We start from the raw sequence: 16,243 nt of genomic DNA on the forward strand, positions 1-16,243 counted from the left end.
CCTTCTTCCCGGAAACGGGAAAGTATCGCGCACGCGATGGATGATGGATGGCGAAGCCGGATAGATGCTTTTGATTATGAACGAAGTGAATAATCATAAGTATCTGTGTATGCATTAGCTCACCCATTAGCTCACCCATTGGCTCACCGACTAGCTCAAAACGCCAGCTTTTCAGCCCTTCAGGATTGCCATCAATTCGGCCAGTGATTGCGGGCTGGCGTCCTCCGGTTTTGCTGGGGGCGGCATCGTGGCAATCGCGTTGGTGAGGGGCTTCACCGGCTTCTCTTCCTTGCCCGCTTCCTTCAGACCAAGGTGATACCTGTCGCCGGGGCGACCATCGGACAGGGCGAGCGCAAGAGCGGTGGGCCGGATATAGGCCAGCGGGCGTGTTCCGCCATGCTGTCCCCGCTGCCGTTCAATAAGCCCATAGCTCTCAAGCAGGTTCAGTTGCCGCTTCAGGGTCGCGATAGGAAGACCGGTCTTTTCGCTCCACCATGAATACGGATATGCGGCCCAGCATCCGGCTACGCCGGGGCGGCGGGCGGTCGAACCGCGCCACGTAATCATGATCTGCCCGAATAGGTCGCGGGCCTTCGGGTACTGTCGCCAGAAGCCTTTCAGGTCTTCCCGCGTCTTCAGGGGGCTGTCATCCTGAAGCGCCTTCGCCGCCTTCTCTTTGGCGAGTGCTGCCTTGATCTCGGCTTTTGCCTTCTTGCTGTTCAGGTCGTGGGTCATTCTGCGGTCCACTTCGGAATGTCTGAATTGCGGAGCCGGGGCGCGGTGGTAGGGTGTCGCCGCTGCAAAGAGCGTGCTCCTTCGCGCTTGGATGGCCGCGCACCCGGCTATTCACTTTGTCTGCCTTCCGTGATGCCCCCGGCTGGTCTGGTCACTGTCGGGGGCATTTCGTTTCAGCCGACTATGCGGGCAGTCTCCAAGATCACGATGCGCTCAAGGAAGGCGTCCGCCATCGCGGCGGCGGCAACGTCCATGGCCGCGTCTTCCTCCCCATGCTCAAGCATAAGCTCGGCAAGGCCGGTGCAGATGGACGTGAGGATGGATTTCACGCGGGCGTCGGATGGTCTGCCGTCAAGCTGGAATAGCTTGTCAGCGGCTCGCCTGCCGGATTGCGCGGCGGCGGTTTTCCAAGGGATAGTGATCGTCATGGTTCACGCCGCCCTCACGACATAAGCCCATGTGGGGGGTGTCATCGGGTGAAGCGGTCTCCCGCTACCATCGATCTCACCCCCATTTTCTTTCGGGGGGTGCGACCGGCGAAGACGCGCCTCCGCTACCATTTTTCCTTTTATTCTAGATAGTTAAGACAACGTCACACCCCACAAGTGTTAGGATCTCGTTGGAAGATCACGCCTCTGAGTACGGCGCGTGGATACACTCCAGACGCTCTTGCTGGCTGATCGAACGCGCTGCGGCCAATGGCCGTGCACCGGCCCTGCCACGCACACTCACGCCGTTCGCGCGTTTTTGCGTCCCTATCGATGAACTGCGGGATGATGTCGCCGAGCGTCGGCGTCGGCGCCTCGGGCGAGCCAGGAACGGTGACGTCCCCAGACGCGGTGTAGCTGGTTAGCGCGATGGTCTGTCGCGATCCGGACCAGTGCCGACCTGCAACGAATTGACACCACTACGCAGATGATGCGCCCAGTATCTCTTGAATGGTTGCTACAGGAAGGAACATTCTGAGCGGATCGGATTTGAAGGGTATAAAGCCGTAGCCCTCGTAGAGTTTCTTGCGGCGGGCGGTCAGACCGGGATTTCCATCGTCAAGAACATCAAGCACGACTACGGCGATCCCCAAGCTTTCAGCGGCGAACGCGATGCGCTGCAACGCATCCACGAGCAGATCACCTCCATAGCCACGTCCTGTATATCTTTGATCAACGCCGATCATGGACATGTATGCGGCTGGGATCGACCCATGGCGCGGACGGGATCGGGCATAGGGCTTCGGCAGTTCCTGATAGTCGACCGCATGGGCATTGATCGCATAGAAGCCAATGACCTCGCCAGCTGCGCCAACCATGATATGGACGCGCAGATTGCCGGCCTTGGCCAGCTTGTTCGCGGTCTTTTTGAAGAAATTGTCGACCTGCTCAACACCACAGGAAAAAGCCGCCCGATCATGTTTTTTAGGATCGAACGGCTCTATGATCAGCCCTGCATCGTCGGGCGAGGTCACTTGGAAGCGATACGCGATCGATGGCGCGCAAAGGCATCCCGCAACTTCGCAGTCGGGGCCGGCGGGTTGTCGAGTGCCAAGAAGAACGCGGCATGATCTGCCGGATCAAGCATGGTACGCTCATGCGTGGCAATCGTCTCCAACGCCGAGCTATAAGCGGCGTTCATCGTGAAGACAGAATCGTCCACTCCGCTCAGCGCCGCCGCTTGCTGGATCGCCTTCTTGATATGAGGCTTGGTACGGAAATTCATCCGTTCGCTCGCCCGCTCATCAATGGTTTTCGTGTGATCATGGAAAGCGCGCATCGTCGCCTCCTCAATGTTAGCTCAAAGATTATGTACGTCACCATGGCGTACATGTCAACTTGAAGACGGCTTTTCTCTCTTGCCGATATGCCCGCCTCGCAGCACTCCATCACCAGTTCGCGAGGCCAAGCCACCATAATGTTCGAGAAGCGGACACGGCGAGGAAAGCGCCCCAATTCCTCCCATCGCAAAAGCCAAGAGCCGGATACTCCAATACCTATTGGCTTCAGGTCGCACCGGGTCAAAGAGATGCGTTGAGGTCCAGTTTGCGTCTGCATCACAACAAGTGCCCGCACCGAAGACATGGGTGACGGTACGCATCCATCACACTGGCTGACGGCTCGTCCTCAAGACACGCCCTTCAGCCGGCTTCCGCGGCGCCGTGCTGCATGCGGCCGGCCTGACATTGGTGGTTCGGCGCGGATGTTCCGGGGCTGTGATGCGCGATCCCGCTTGCGGCTGTCCGCTCCTAATCCCGCTCCGGCTTCCGAGGATATCGCCGCTGTTCGGCCTGGCCCGCTACCGCGCCGCACGCAGCCGCTGCGTGACGGCGCCGTCGACCCGGTCGCCGTCGATCTTCACCCCGTAGATCGTCTCGGCATCCTCCCGGCTCAGCAGTTCGTCGAGCACGTCGCGCAGCACCCGGTCGGGCTCGCGCTCGAACGGATCGCCGAAACCGCCGCCGGAGGAGGATCTCATGCGCAACACGTCGCCGGCGCGCAGATGCAGCACCTTGATGCGCCCGACGGTGCGGCTTGCCTGCCCGGGCGCGTCGATTTCGGCCAGGCTGTTGCCACCGGGCGTGCCGCCGGCCACGCCCCACGGGCGGCAGCGGAACCGGTCGAGCCCGCGCACCGTGATCGCGGCGTCCGGGGCCCGGTTCTCGAGCGCGATCGCCACCGACGCGCCGCCGCGAAACCGGCCATGGCCGAAACTGCCGGCAACCAGGTCGTGGCGGCGTACGATGAGCGGCATCTCGCTTTCGACATGCTCGACCGGCGCGCTTTTCAAAACGGCGATCATGGTGTCGCTCGCGTCCACCCCGTCGCCGCGCACGCGTCCGCCGGAGCCGCCCGAAAACGGCTCGACGACAGCGACGCGCTGCCGCCCGTCGCCCGACGGGCTCCAGGCATAGCTGATGATCCCGGCCTGGCCCGCGCCGCAGGCGACGATGCCGCCGGGCACCGCCTGGTTGAGACAGCCCATCAAGGTGTCGTAGCTGCGCATCACCGCCACGAAGCGGTTGCCCATGGCGGCGGGAAAGGTGGCGTTCATCACGCTGCCGCGCGGCGCGCGGGCGCGGATGGGGCGCATGATTCCGCCATTGACGGGAATGTCCGGCTCAACGGTGTGGATATAGTGGGTCAGCGCGAGGCACAGAAACGGGTGGGTGCGGTCTCCGGTGGTGAAGTTGAAGGCTGCGCGCACCTGCGGCGAGCTCCCGTCATAGTCGATTTCGGCCTCGTCGCCGCGAATGGTGAGCCTGCAGCGGAACTCGATATCGGCGCCGTTCTGGTCGCCCTCGATCCGGTCGGCAAAGCTGTACTGCCCGTCCGTCAGCCCCGAAATCGCGCGGCGCGCCTTCATCTCCGCGTAGGCCATCACATCCGCCACGCCCTGCTCGAAACCGGCGCGGCCGACCTTTTCGCACAGTTCGTTGATGCGCCGGTCGAGCAGGCGCATTGCCGCCATCATCGCCTCGAGATCGCCCCAGATCGTTTCGCCGATGCGCGAATTGTCATGCAGGATATCGACGATGTCCTGGTTCAGCCGCCCGGCCTCGACCAGTTTTTTCGGCCGAATCCGCAAGCCCTCCTGAAAACACTCATAGAGATCGGGGGAGATGCTTCCGGGCACCGCGCCGCCAATGTCGGAGGCGTGGATGAAAGACCAGGCGAAACAGGCGAGCCGGCCGTCGACGAAGATCGGCCGCGCCATGTGGATATCCATCATGTGGGTGACGACGCCGTCGGTGCGGAACGGGTCGTTCGAGATCAGCACGTCGCCGGGCCGCAGCTGCTCGGCGCAAAAATGCTTCAGCAGGCCGGCGATCGTCTGCCCGCTTCCCGTCACGACGCCGGTCTGCATCGGATAGGCAAAGAAATACCCGTCCAGATCGGCCACGGCGACCTGGAAATCCTGGGTCTGCTTGACGAAGGTCGTATGCGCCGTCCGGTAGGCCAGCGTGGCCGCCTCCTCGGCCATCGCGGAAAACCGGTTCTTCATGATTTCGGTCTGGACGGGATCCATCGCTTGCTCCCTACCGTCGTTCCATCTCGAGATTGCCGAGGCCGTCGACGCGCGCCCGAAACCCGTCGGGAACCAGGATCGTGGCGATCGACTGCTGCACGATGGCCGGGCCGTCGCAGTGCCAGCCCGTTCCAAGGTCGTGCCAATTCCACACCGCCACACGCCGCCAGGCGCCGTTCAGCCGGATGTCGCGCTCGCCGGCCGGAACAGCCGCGCCGCCGCGTTCGGCAAGCGCGCCCGCCGCCGGCCGCGCGCGCGGCCCGATCGTACGCACGCGCAGCGCGTCGATGCTGACGGGAGCCTCGCGGTCACAATAATCGAACAATCTTTGATGCTGGTCGTGGAACGCCGCCTCGGCGGCCGCGATCGACATCGCGCCGGCCTGCGGCGCGGACACGTCGACGGATATGGTGAAAGACTGGGCGGCGTAGCGCATATCGGCCAGATAGACGTGACGCACCGCGGCCAGCTCCGTCACCTTTTGGGCGGCAAGCCACCGCCTGCCCTCCTGCGCGAGGGCGGCAAAACCGACGACGAGCTCGTCAGTGCCGAGCCGCTGACCGTGCACGGAGCGGACCGCGTCGTGCATCATGTCGGACACGAGGCCGCCGAAGGCACAAAAGACGGAGGGAATGCGCGGCACCACGACGCGGCGAATGCCGACCTCCTCGGCGAGCAAAGGGCCGTGGATGCCGCCGGCGCCGCCGAATATCATCATGGTCAGGTCGCCGGCGCTGACGCCGAGCCTGGCCAGGAACGGCGTGATCTTGGCAAGCATTTCGGAGGTGGCGACCGCCACGGCGCTTTCGGCGACCTGCACGCTGTCGAGACCGAGCCGCTCGCACAGCGGCTGCAGGGCCCGCACCGCCAGGTCCCGGTCTAGCCCCAAACGACCGCCCAAAAGCCCTTCGCCGGGCAGATAGCCAAGCAGGAGATAGGCATCCGACAGTGCCGGCTCGTCGCTGCCGAGACCGTAACAGGCGGGCCCCGGCGACGAACCGACGCTGCGCGGACCGACTTTCAAAACGCGGTCGTCGAGCCCGATGACGGAGCCCCCGCCCGCCCCCATCGCCTCGACCGCCGTCACCGGCATCATCAGCGGAAAATCGCCGACTTCCGCCTGCCCGGTGGTGGTCGGTCGCCCGCTCTCCACCAGCGACACGTCCACCGACGTGCCGCCCATGTCGAAGGTAAGCACATGATCGATACCGACATGCTCGGCGAGCACCTGGGCCGCGGTCACGCCGGCGGCCGGGCCCGAAAGCAGCGTGTGGATCGGCAGCCTGCGCGCCTCGTCGACCGACATGATGCCGCCGTTCGACTTGGTCAGATAGAGGCGCGCCTCGGGGTAGCGGGAACGCAAAAAACCGTCGATCTCGTGCAGATAGTCCTGCATGAGCGGCTTCACATAGACGTTAAGCAGGGTCAGCACGGCACGTTCGTATTCGGCCTGTTGCGGCCACACCTCGTGCGAGGCCATCACCTCGAGCCGGGGGAACTCGCCGCGCGCGATCTCCAGCGCTCTCACCTCGTGCTGTTGATACCGGTAGGCGTTCACAAAGCAGATCGCGGCGCCGGCCAGGCCGCGATCGAGCATGGTGCGCAACGCCCCGCGCAGGCCGTCCTCGTCGAGCGGCCGGTCCTCGGTGCCATCCGCAAGGATGCGGCCGGCAACGGCGAAGACGTTTTGGCGCGGGACAAGCGGCCTGGCTCTCCGGTTAAAGAGGTCGACCGGCTTGTCGAGACGCAGCCGCGCCAGGCCGAGAATGTCGCGAAACCCTTCCGTGGTGATCAGTCCGACCGGAGGCTGCGAGCGCTCTATCACCGCATTGGTGCTGACGGTCGTGCTGTGCACCACGGTCAGGGGCGCCCGATTAGAATAGCCGAGCTCGGCGACGATCTCGTCAATACCCCGCTTGACCGCCTCGGCGAAATTCGGCCGCGAGGTGGGAATCTTGCGGCTTTCGATCTGCGCGTAGCCGTCGCCGTCATCCTTCCAGACGGCGAAATCGGTGAACGTGCCGCCGATGTCGATGCCGATCCTGAGCATACCGCGCTCCCAAAACGCCGGTCACGATCTCGTATCCGCCCCGGCGAGCGGCTTGCGGGATCGCGGCGGCGGCTGCGCCAACGATTGGCGATGTTTCGGACTGGATTGTCGACCGCCCGCAACGACCGCAAGGCCTTTGCGGGCGGGATCGACCGCGCCGTCAGTTCTTCCAGACGTCGCCGAGAACGCGCAGCCAGTTGCCCGACATCACTTTCTCGATATCGCTCTCGTGGTAGCCGCGGGCGCGCATCTTGTCCCAGACCAGCGGCGTCTTGGAGATCGTCTCCATGCCCTGGGTCGAGCGGTCCTCATAGGTATACCAATCGCCGAGCACACCGGTGACGTTGGGATAGAGACCGTTCGGCCCCCACATTTTCTGCCAGGCGTCCTTGGTCTGGCCGATGTCCTCCGGCAGGTCGCTGGCAAACGCCACATGCTCGATACCGCCGACCTTGACCAGGTGATCGAGGTGATCCAGGTAATCGTCGAGCGTCGGGCGCTGGTCCCAACGCACGACGGGCGCCCAGGTGACGGCGCCGATCAGGCCGCCTGTCTCGGCGACGCCGCGGATCATTTCGTCGGTCTTGTTTCGCGGGCTGGGGCACACGGCATAGGCGTTGGCATGGCTGAAGACCAGCGGACGCTTGGCCGCCGCCAGATAGTCGAGGCTCGTGCGGTGGCCGCAATGCGACAGGTCGACCAGAATGCCGAATTCCTCCATCGCCTCGAGCCACATGCGTCCGGCCTCGGTGATGCCGCGGTCGCCCATATCCGTGAAGGACGCGCCGTAGCCGAATGCGTTGCGCTCGTTGTAGGTGGGCTGGATGATGCGCATGCCCAAGGCATGAAAGCTCGCCAGCAGCTTGACGTCGGGCTCCGCCATCAAGGTGTTCTGCGCGCCGAGAATGACGCCGACCACGCCCTTGTCATGGGCGGCGACGATCTGGTCCACGGTCGTGACGACGGTCGCCAGTTCGGGCATGCCCTCGATCGCGCGGCGCGCCTCTTCGAGTTGCAGCAACGCGTCGTGAAGATGCGCGCCCGGCCTGATCGCCGTCAGGTTCATCGCCGAGATGCCCCCTTCCAGCGTCCGCTTGAGCTGCCCCGGGGTGACCCCGGCGCAATTCAGCCCATCGATAACGATCGGGCGCGCTTTGGTTTCGGCACTCATCTATACCTCACTTGCATCTTGACTGTTGTGGGTGGTTGGGAGCTGCTGGCGGGTGCGCGCGGCATAGGCTGCAACGCGCCGCCGCGCGGCGGGTGAGAGAATGTCCAGCGGATCGGGCGAGCCTTCCCAATCCGGCAGGTCGGCGGCCCTGTGACAGGCGACCGCGGCATCCGTGCCGATCTCGGCAAGGGTCGGCTCTTCCTTGCGGCAGCGGTCGACGGCAAACGGGCAGCGGGGATGGAAACGGCAGCCCTGGGGCAGGTCGATCGGGTTGGGGATTTCGCCCGACAACGCCATCCGGTTCAGCCTTTCGCGAGGATTGGGCTGCGGTATCGCCGACAGGAGCGCCCGCGAGTAGGGATGGCGCGGCATGGCAAAGAAATCCCGCTTCGGCGCGGTTTCGATGATCTTGCCCAGATACATCACCGCGACCCGGTCGGAGATGTGTTTGACCACCGCCAGATCGTGCGAAATGAAAAGATAGGACAGGCCGAGCTGCGCCTGCAGATCGCCCAAGAGATTGATCACCTGAGCCTGGATCGAGACGTCCAGGGCCGAGACCGGTTCGTCGCACACCACAAGCTGCGGTCGAACGATCAATGCCCTGGCGATCCCTATCCTTTGCCGCTGCCCGCCCGAAAATTCGTGCGGGTACCGACCGGCATATTCGGGGGCGAGCCCAACCTGCCGCATCACCTCGTCGATGCGCGCCCGGCGTGTCGCCTGGTTTCCGAGATCGTTGACGATCAGCGGCTCCTCCAGCGTCTGCCAGACCGTCATCCCGGGATTGAGCGAGGCGAACGGGTCCTGAAAGATGATCTGCATATGCCGCCGGAAACGCCGCAAAGGCGACCCGCGCAGTCCGCCGATGTCGCTGCCGTCGAAGCGGACGGTTCCCGCCGACGGTTCGATCAGGCGCATGGCGAGCCGCGCGGTGGTCGACTTTCCGCATCCGCTTTCGCCCACCAGCGCCAGCGTCTCCCCGCGTTTCAGCGAGAAGGACACGCCGTCGACGGCCCGCAACACCTGCTTGCGCCGGGTAATCAGCGATTGGGAGATCGTATAGGTCTTGGACAGGTCGCGTACTTCCAGAAGCCCTTCGGTCACGATTGGCCCTCCTCGATTGGCGCCTTCAGGCAGGCAACGGCGTGCCCGTCGGCCACGGCCGTCAATTCGGGCCGCTGCCGGGTGCATTCCTGACCGCTGAAGACGCATCTGGGATGGAACCGGCACCCCGGAGGCATCGACGCAACCGGCGGCACCACCCCGTCGATGGCCAGCAGCCGCGTGGCGGCCTGGTCCATGCGCGGGATGCTGCCGAGCAGACCGAGCGTGTAGGGGTGCTGCGGGTCGGCGAACAGCGCGTCGCAGCTCGCCTTCTCCGCGATGCGCCCGGCATACATGACGGCGACCTCGTCGGCGACCTGCGCCACCACACCCAGGTCGTGGGTGATCAGAACGATCGCCATATTGGTCTCCTGCTGGAGATCGCGCAGAAGATCGAGGATCTCGGCCTGGACGGTCACGTCGAGCGCCGTCGTCGGCTCGTCGGCGATCAGCACCTCCGGCTTGCAGGACAACGCCATGGCGATGGCCGCGCGCTGGCGCATGCCGCCCGACAATTGGTGCGGATATTCGTCGAAACGTCTCTCCGCCGCCGGCATGCGCACCTGCACCAGCGCCTCGATGGCACGGCGGCGCAGCACCTCGTAGGACGACTTGCGGTCGTGCGCGCGCATCGCCTCGACGATCTGGAAGCCGACGGTCAGAACCGGATTGAGGCTCGTCATCGGTTCCTGGAAAATCATCGCGATACGATTGCCGCGGATCCGTCGCATCTCGGCCGGCGACACGTCGAGCAGGTTTCGTCCGGAAAACTCGATCCGTCCCTCCAGCCGACAGGGCGGCGGCACCAGCCCCATCACCGACAGCGACAGCATCGACTTGCCGCAACCGCTTTCGCCGACGATGCCGAGCGTCTTGCCGCGCCGTACCGACAGGTCGACGCCGTCAACCACCGTCACGCCGCCGGGTCGCGAGCCGAGCGTCGTGCGAAGCTGCTTGATCGACAGGATCTCGTCGTGCCGTTCGACACCGGCGCTCGGCCTGCTGGTCATGGTCAAGCTCATCGGCCGTCCTCCCCGGACAGGCGGGGATCGAGAGCATCGCGCAGAACGTCGCCGATCATGTTGATCGCCAGAATGGTGGACGCGATGGCGATGCCCGGAAACACCGAGGCGGCCCAGGCCAGGCTGATATATTTCTGGCCCTCGCTGATCATGCCGCCCCATGTGGGCGTTGGAGGCTGGATGCCGAGCCCCAGAAAGCTCAGCGTCGCCTCGATAAGGATCATGCGCGACAGCTCGTAGGTGGCGAACACGATGGTCGCCGACAGCACGTTGGGGCCGATATGCCGGAAGATGACACGCATTGCCGGCGCGCCGATCGCCCGGGCGGCCTCGACATACTCCATTTCCCTGACCGAGATCACCGCCGCGCGAACGATGCGGGCGAATTGCGGCCAGCCGGAAACGCCGAGCACCACGATCAGGGTTAGCACGGACGAGCCGACGACGGCGACCACCGCGATCACCAGCAGGATCACCGGAAAGGCGAGCTGCATGTCGATCAGGCGCAAGACGAGCGCATCCGTCCTGCCGCCGTTATAGCCTGCGACCAGACCGACCGTCGTGCCGATGCTGCAGGAGATGACGACCGCGGCGATGCTGATCAAAAGCGTCGCGCGCGCGCCGTAGATGATGCGCGACAGGATATCGCGACCAAGCTGGTCGGTTCCCAGAAAATGCCCCTCCGGTCCACCCAGGAAGGACGGCGGCGCGAGCCTTGCCAAAAGGCTCTGCTCGGCGGGATCGTGCGGCGCCAAGAGGCCCGGCGCGAGCGTGGCCAAGAGGGCCAGCCCGACCACGATCAGGCTGGTGACGGCCACCGGCGAGCGCAGATGGCGCATAAGCGAGCCCAAGCGCCTGTGCCGACGAGCCGGCATGGATACAGGTGCAGCGGTCATTTGTAACGGACCCTTGGATCCAGCACCGCCGAGAGGATGTCGGCGAGCAGGTTGGAGAGGACGAAGATCAGGGCGAAGAAAAACACCACCGCCTGGACGACCGGATAGTCGCGCGCATAGATCGCCTGGATGACGAGGCGGCCAACGCCCGGCCAGGAAAAGACCGTTTCGGTGACGATCACGCCGCCCATCAAGACGCCGAACTGCAGCGCGATCACCGTCAGCACGGGAATGAACGCGTTGCGCGCGACATGGCGCATGACGACGGTGAATTCGCCCAGCCCCTTGGCCCTCGCGGTGCGAACGAAATCCTGCCGCATCACGTCCAGCATCGTCGAGCGCATCACCCGCGCCAGCAGCGCGACGAGCGTGGAGGCCAACGTGGTGGCGGGCAAGATCAGGTGAACGAGCCCGCCGCTGCCACCGGTCGGCAGCCATTTCAGCCACACCGAGAAGATGAGGATGCACAAAACGCCCCAGTAGAAGGTCGGCACGGCCTGACCGAATGCAGCCAGGCTGCGCACCGCCACGTCGAGAAGCGAGTTGCGGTAATAGGCGGACACGATGCCGGCCGGAATGCCGACGCCGACGGCGATAAAAAGCGTCGCCAGGGCGAGCTGAATCGTTGCTCCGAGCCTCTCTGCGAGCAGGCTTATGGCCGGCTCTCCGAAGCGCAGGGAATTGCCGAAATCGCCCTGCAAGGCCTTGTAGAAGAACGCGACGAACTGCTCCATGAGCGGCTTGTCGAGCCCATACTGGACCCGAAACGCGTCCCGCGCCTCCTCCGAGGCATCGATCGGCAGAAACAGGTCCGTCGGATCACCGCTCAGACGCGTGAGGAAGAAACACACCACCACAATGCCGAGCAGCGACGGAATTGTGTAAAGAAGGCGGCGCAACACATAATCGACCATTGGACACCTGTGGTCGCGGGAGTGCGTGAAATCGGGCGGTAGGGCTTCGCGCCGGTCGGCGCGAAGCCCGCAACGTTAGTTCAAGGACATTCCGTAGATGACCCAGCGCTGGTCGCCGCGCGGCGCGAAGCCGTCCACACGCTCCGAAACGCCGTAGAGATCGACACCCTGGTACAGGAACAGCACATGCGCCTGATCGTGCATGATGCGCATGGCTTTACTGTAGATCTCCTGCCTCTTGGCGCGATCCAACTCGCTGCCGCCGGCGTCGATAAGTGTGTCGAGCTCGGGATTGTTGACGTAGGAATACCGCCAGTCCGAGCGGTATTGCGAGAGCTGCAGATCGGGATCGTCGGCGGGAGCCAGCCCGACATAGCCCATCGGCTGCAGTTCGCGTCCGCTGAGCTGACGCAGGAACTCGCCTGGTTCGAGCGATACCATCTGGGTTCTCACGCCGACGGCGCCCAGCATGCCGGCAACCGCTTCGGCCACTTCCCTGTCCTGCGCATAGCGGCCGGTGGGGAATTTGAACGTGATGTCGAAACCGTCGGGATAGCCGGCTTCGGCGAGCAACGCCTTCGCCTTTTCGGGATCATAGGGGTAGTCGCTGATGTCGGGATTGAAACCGACCTGCTCCTTGCGCAACAACTGTCCGTTGAGCGATCTCGCCTGCCCCTGAAACAGCCCTTTGATAATGCCTTCCTTGTCGACCGCATAGTTGATCGCCTGGCGAACGCGGACGTCATGCAGGGGGCTCTCCTGGCCGGGTAGATTGGACAGGGAGACCGTGAAGATCCGATAGCTGGGGATGGACAGCACCTCCAGGCCGGACTGGCCGCCGATCTGCGCCGAAGCCGCGATCGGGACGTTGGTGGCAATGTCGAATTCACCGGCCATGAGCGCGGAGGCACGCACCATGTCGTCGGGGATCGGGCGCAGCACGACGCGCTCGATTCCTTCGGGAGCCTGCCCCCAGTAATCGGGATTCGCTTCCATCACCAGTTCGCTGTCGCGCACCCAGTCGGCCAGCTTGAAAGGTCCGGTGCCGATCGGCTTGCTGCCAAACCCGTCGGGCCCGCCGACTTCCTGCCAATAGGCCGGCGGGACGATGAAGACCTGGCTCAGCACGAGGTTAAGCGCGGGATAACGCTGGTTGAGATAAAGCATGACCGTGTGGTCATCGACCTTTTCGGCCCTGTCGATGACCACGGAGTAGCGCCCATAGGCCGGCGTGGTCTTTATGTCGGTGAAGATGTCGAACGAATGGACGACCGCATCGGCGTTGAAGGGCTCCCCGTTCGTAAATTGGATATTTTTGCGCAGCGAGATACGGACCGTCTTGTCGTCGACCAGTTCGTAGCCCTCGGCCAGGATCGGCTGCGCCTCATCGGAATCCGGCGGCACCCAGAACAGCGGCTCGACGATCAGGCTGCCGACATTGATCTGCTCCTGGGTGGTCGAATAGTTCGGCCACAGCGAAACGGGATCGAAGCCCTGGGCAATCGACAACACGCCCTCTTCCGTCGCCGAAGCCGGAACGACACCCACAAACTGCGAAGCCAGCAGCGACACCGACATCAAGCCGGAGAGAAACGTTCTTCTGATTATCGTCATGGATTTTACCCCTCTTTCCTTTTTGCGATAAGTTGATTTCACCCTGCGGCAGACCGAAGCCCCGCAGAGCGGCGCCAGGTGACCGGGCCGGCTTTCTCCTTGGCCGGACCCGAGAATTTCGTGTTCAGAGCGTCTCCGTTGCACGCGCCGGGTCCGACCAGAACGGATCGCCCACGCTCTTTCCGATACGCAGCGCCTCCTCGCGCACCCGCGCCCGCATGCGCTTCAGCAACTGCTCGTCGACGGCGTCCGACGGATAGGAGATCGAAAACGAAATGTTTTCGTGACGCGCCGGGTCGCAAACGGCGGCGCCGACCGCCGACACGCCCGACCGCATGCCGTCGTACAGGTTGAAGACACCCGTGCGACGGGTCTCCTCGATCCTGGCCATGGCGTTTTCGCGCGTCTCTTCGCTATCCAGGCTGCCTGCGAGCGTGGCCAGGATCTGATCGTCCGCCTGCCTGGCCAAGAGCGTGACGCCGAGCGCCGTCGGCAATGCGGGCATGCGTCGTCCCACCGCATGCACGAGACGCAACGGATAGGAGCCCGACTTGGCCCGCAGGATGATGATGTCGGCGCCGGACAAGACGGCGACGTAGCCAACGAACTGGAACTCCGAGATCAGGTCGTCGATGCTGGTGTTGACCATCGACAAGAGCGACCGCGCCGCGACGAAGCAATCCGCCAAAGCGAGCGCCTCCACCCCGAGAACATAGCCCGCATCGCCCGCTTCGCGCTCGACAAGCCCGAACTCGCTCAACGTCTTCAGCAGACGCGACACCGAGCTTTTGGGGATGTCCAACTCCCGACACACCTCGCCGACCCGCAGCACCGGGCGCTCCTTGCTGAAGTGGGTGAGGATTTTGAGACCGTTTTCGAGCGAGCTCATGTTGTTCCATATACAGCAACAGTGTTGTTCTATATAGTTCAATCTCTATCCACCTTTTTGTCAACCCGGAATCTCCGCAAGCGCCCTTGCGGCACGCATTCCGGCTGTGAAGATTCTCCATCGGCTTGATTGGAAAGGGATCTTTTTCCTCGAAAATCCGGGCGGGGCGGTCTCGATCACCGCGCCGCGTCCGGCCTCGGACAAAGCGGCAACCGACATGCGCCGACGCGCGCCGTCATGGCCGGACGCGTTGCAGCCGTCTCCGAGCGTCGAAAATGCGACGTGCCCTTCGCCGCGGCTGGTCAGTCGCGCAGTTGACGGGTTGCGGCCGCGCGCCGGCCGCGCGCAAGGGTGGTCCCGCCGCCGCTCGCTCCGCCAAACGAGAGCCGTTGCGATGTTATCCGGCCGGCTCCAGCGCCGCCCGCACCGCCGCGCGGCCGGCGAGGAAGCCAAAGGCGATCGCCGTCAAAAGCCCATTGCCGGACAGATAACCCGACACGTCTGGGCCCGACACGCCGCAGGCCGCGCCGCCGCCGGCGAAAAGATTGGCAAACGGCCGGTCCTGCCGGTCAAGGACGCGGGCGCAACCGTCGATCCGCAATCCGCCCTGGGTATGGAACAGCGCGCCGGTCACCTTGACCGCGTAAAACGGCGGCAACAACGGCGCCAGACCGGAAAAATCGCGCCCGAACGGGTCCGGCCTGGTGCCGGCGCAAATCCGGGCCACCTCAGTCAGGCTGGCGGCGAGCCGCAATTGCGGCAGCCCGGTCATGGCGGCGAGCGCACCGACGGTCGGCGCCGTGCGCACGGCGCCGGCGGCAACCGCCTCGCGATAGTCGGGAAAGGCGAGGCCGAAGCGGTGGACCGTTTCGTCGTAGATGTTCCAAGCAAAACCGCCCGGCTGGGCCAGCACCTTGACCGCCTGCTCGGAATAGCCGCCGCTTTCGTCGGAAAACCGGTCGCCCCGCTCGTTGAGCTGGATCGCGCCTTTCATCATCAGCGCCCAGGAAATCAGGATCGCATGCGGATGGGCCAGCGAGCCGTGCCCCTGGTAGCCGGACATGTGCGCGAGCCCGGCGCCGAGCGCCTCGCCCCAACGCACGGCATCGCCGGTATTGCCGGCATGGCCGTAATAAAGCGCCCCGCCGAGTTCGGGAATGTGGGCTTTCACCAGGTCCGGATCGCCGCCGAAACCGCTCGAGGCCAGAACCAGCGCGCCGCAGCCGAGCGTCTCGCGCCCGCCGCCCGGCCGCTCGATCCCGACCGCCACGATCCGGTCCCCGGCATCGGCATCGGCATCGGCATAGAGCTGGGTGGCGCGCGCCTGGGTGGCGATCGCGATCTCCATCGTCTCGGCGGCGGCCAGCAGGCGCGCATGCAGCGCGGCTCCGGTGCGCTCGTCCACGCAATGCATGCGGTGGCGGCTGTGACCGGGGTAAAGAAAATCATCGAGAACCCGCCAGTCGACGCCGGCGTGATCGGCGAGCCATTCCAGCGCCGGGCCGATGGTTTCGGCGGCCAGGGTCGCCAGTTCCGCGTCGCAACGCCCGTTCGCCTTGGCCAGGATGTCGGCCGCGAAGCGGGCCGGCGTATCGTCCGCAACGCCGATCTCGCGTTGGAAGCGGGTGGCCGGCGCCGGCACGAAACCGGACGACATCGCGGTCGAGCCCGAGGGCGTGGCGTCGCGTTCGACAACCAGCACCTGCGCCCCCGCCGCACGGGCGCGCAGCGCCGCCATCAGCCCGCAGGCGCCGGCGCCGATAACCACGACATCGGCCGCCGCGTCGATCCGTTCGGGCGCGCCGCGCAAGACGGGGGCGGCCGTCAC

Annotated in this window: 14 protein-coding genes; all 14 read right to left on the reverse strand. The window is 64.7% G+C overall.

The features are described from left to right. Positions 1 to 171: 171 nt before the first annotated feature. The 14 genes from C7T96_RS21650 to C7T96_RS21715 all read right to left on the reverse strand — a co-directional run bounded on the left by C7T96_RS21650 (position 172) and on the right by C7T96_RS21715 (position 16,243). Complete coding sequence (locus C7T96_RS21650; RefSeq protein WP_106573344.1) at positions 172 to 735, reverse strand: hypothetical protein; 564 nt, start codon at positions 733 to 735, stop codon at positions 172 to 174. 173 nt (positions 736 to 908) lie between these two features. After that, entirely contained in the window at positions 909 to 1,163 is a 255-nt protein-coding gene (locus C7T96_RS21655) for a hypothetical protein (RefSeq protein WP_106573345.1), read from the reverse strand. Positions 1,164 to 1,642: 479 nt separating this feature from the next. Next, a complete protein-coding gene (locus C7T96_RS21660) occupies positions 1,643 to 2,197 on the reverse strand; it encodes a GNAT family N-acetyltransferase (protein ID WP_106573346.1) in 555 nt (184 codons plus the stop codon). Beyond that, positions 2,194 to 2,502: a DUF1778 domain-containing protein gene (locus tag C7T96_RS21665; protein ID WP_106573347.1), complete on the reverse strand. Its 309-nt coding sequence runs from the start codon at positions 2,500 to 2,502 to the stop codon at positions 2,194 to 2,196. Before C7T96_RS21665 ends, C7T96_RS21660 begins: the two co-directional genes overlap by 4 nt. Before the next feature lie 519 nt (positions 2,503 to 3,021). Further along, on the reverse strand, positions 3,022 to 4,752 hold the full coding sequence (locus tag C7T96_RS21670; protein ID WP_106573348.1) for a hydantoinase B/oxoprolinase family protein: 1,731 nt from the start codon (positions 4,750 to 4,752) through the stop codon (positions 3,022 to 3,024). Between the two features lie 10 nt (positions 4,753 to 4,762). Continuing rightward, positions 4,763 to 6,802 (reverse strand): hydantoinase/oxoprolinase family protein, encoded by a 2,040-nt coding sequence (locus C7T96_RS21675; RefSeq protein ID WP_106573349.1) that lies wholly within the window; start codon positions 6,800 to 6,802, stop codon positions 4,763 to 4,765. Positions 6,803 to 6,962: 160 nt separating this feature from the next. Next, complete coding sequence (locus C7T96_RS21680) at positions 6,963 to 7,973, reverse strand: membrane dipeptidase (RefSeq protein ID WP_106573350.1); 1,011 nt, start codon at positions 7,971 to 7,973, stop codon at positions 6,963 to 6,965. Continuing rightward, positions 7,974 to 9,080, reverse strand: a complete 1,107-nt coding sequence (locus C7T96_RS21685) for a dipeptide ABC transporter ATP-binding protein (protein WP_245414210.1) — start codon at positions 9,078 to 9,080, stop codon at positions 7,974 to 7,976. Next, positions 9,077 to 10,102 carry an ABC transporter ATP-binding protein gene (locus C7T96_RS21690; RefSeq protein WP_238719723.1) on the reverse strand — a complete coding sequence of 342 codons (1,026 nt, stop codon included), beginning with the start codon at positions 10,100 to 10,102 and terminating at the stop codon, positions 9,077 to 9,079. The genes C7T96_RS21685 and C7T96_RS21690 overlap by 4 nt, the downstream gene beginning before the upstream one ends. Next, the gene (locus C7T96_RS21695; RefSeq protein ID WP_199190541.1) at positions 10,099 to 10,941 is read right to left on the reverse strand and encodes an ABC transporter permease; all 843 of its coding nucleotides are present in this window, start codon (positions 10,939 to 10,941) and stop codon (positions 10,099 to 10,101) included. Before C7T96_RS21695 ends, C7T96_RS21690 begins: the two co-directional genes overlap by 4 nt. A gap of 53 nt (positions 10,942 to 10,994) precedes the next feature. Next, positions 10,995 to 11,912, reverse strand: coding sequence for an ABC transporter permease (locus C7T96_RS21700; protein WP_106573353.1), 918 nt, complete (start codon positions 11,910 to 11,912; stop codon positions 10,995 to 10,997). Between the two features lie 75 nt (positions 11,913 to 11,987). After that, entirely contained in the window at positions 11,988 to 13,526 is a 1,539-nt protein-coding gene (locus tag C7T96_RS21705) for an ABC transporter substrate-binding protein (protein ID WP_106573354.1), read from the reverse strand. 124 nt (positions 13,527 to 13,650) lie between these two features. Continuing rightward, a complete protein-coding gene (locus tag C7T96_RS21710; RefSeq protein WP_106573355.1) occupies positions 13,651 to 14,415 on the reverse strand; it encodes an IclR family transcriptional regulator in 765 nt (254 codons plus the stop codon). 397 nt (positions 14,416 to 14,812) lie between these two features. Further along, positions 14,813 to 16,243 carry an FAD-dependent oxidoreductase gene (locus C7T96_RS21715; protein ID WP_245414211.1) on the reverse strand — a complete coding sequence of 477 codons (1,431 nt, stop codon included), beginning with the start codon at positions 16,241 to 16,243 and terminating at the stop codon, positions 14,813 to 14,815.

The organism is Nitratireductor sp. StC3, from assembly GCF_003015025.1.
Lineage (GTDB): Bacteria > Pseudomonadota > Alphaproteobacteria > Rhizobiales > Rhizobiaceae > Mangrovimarina > Mangrovimarina alexandrii.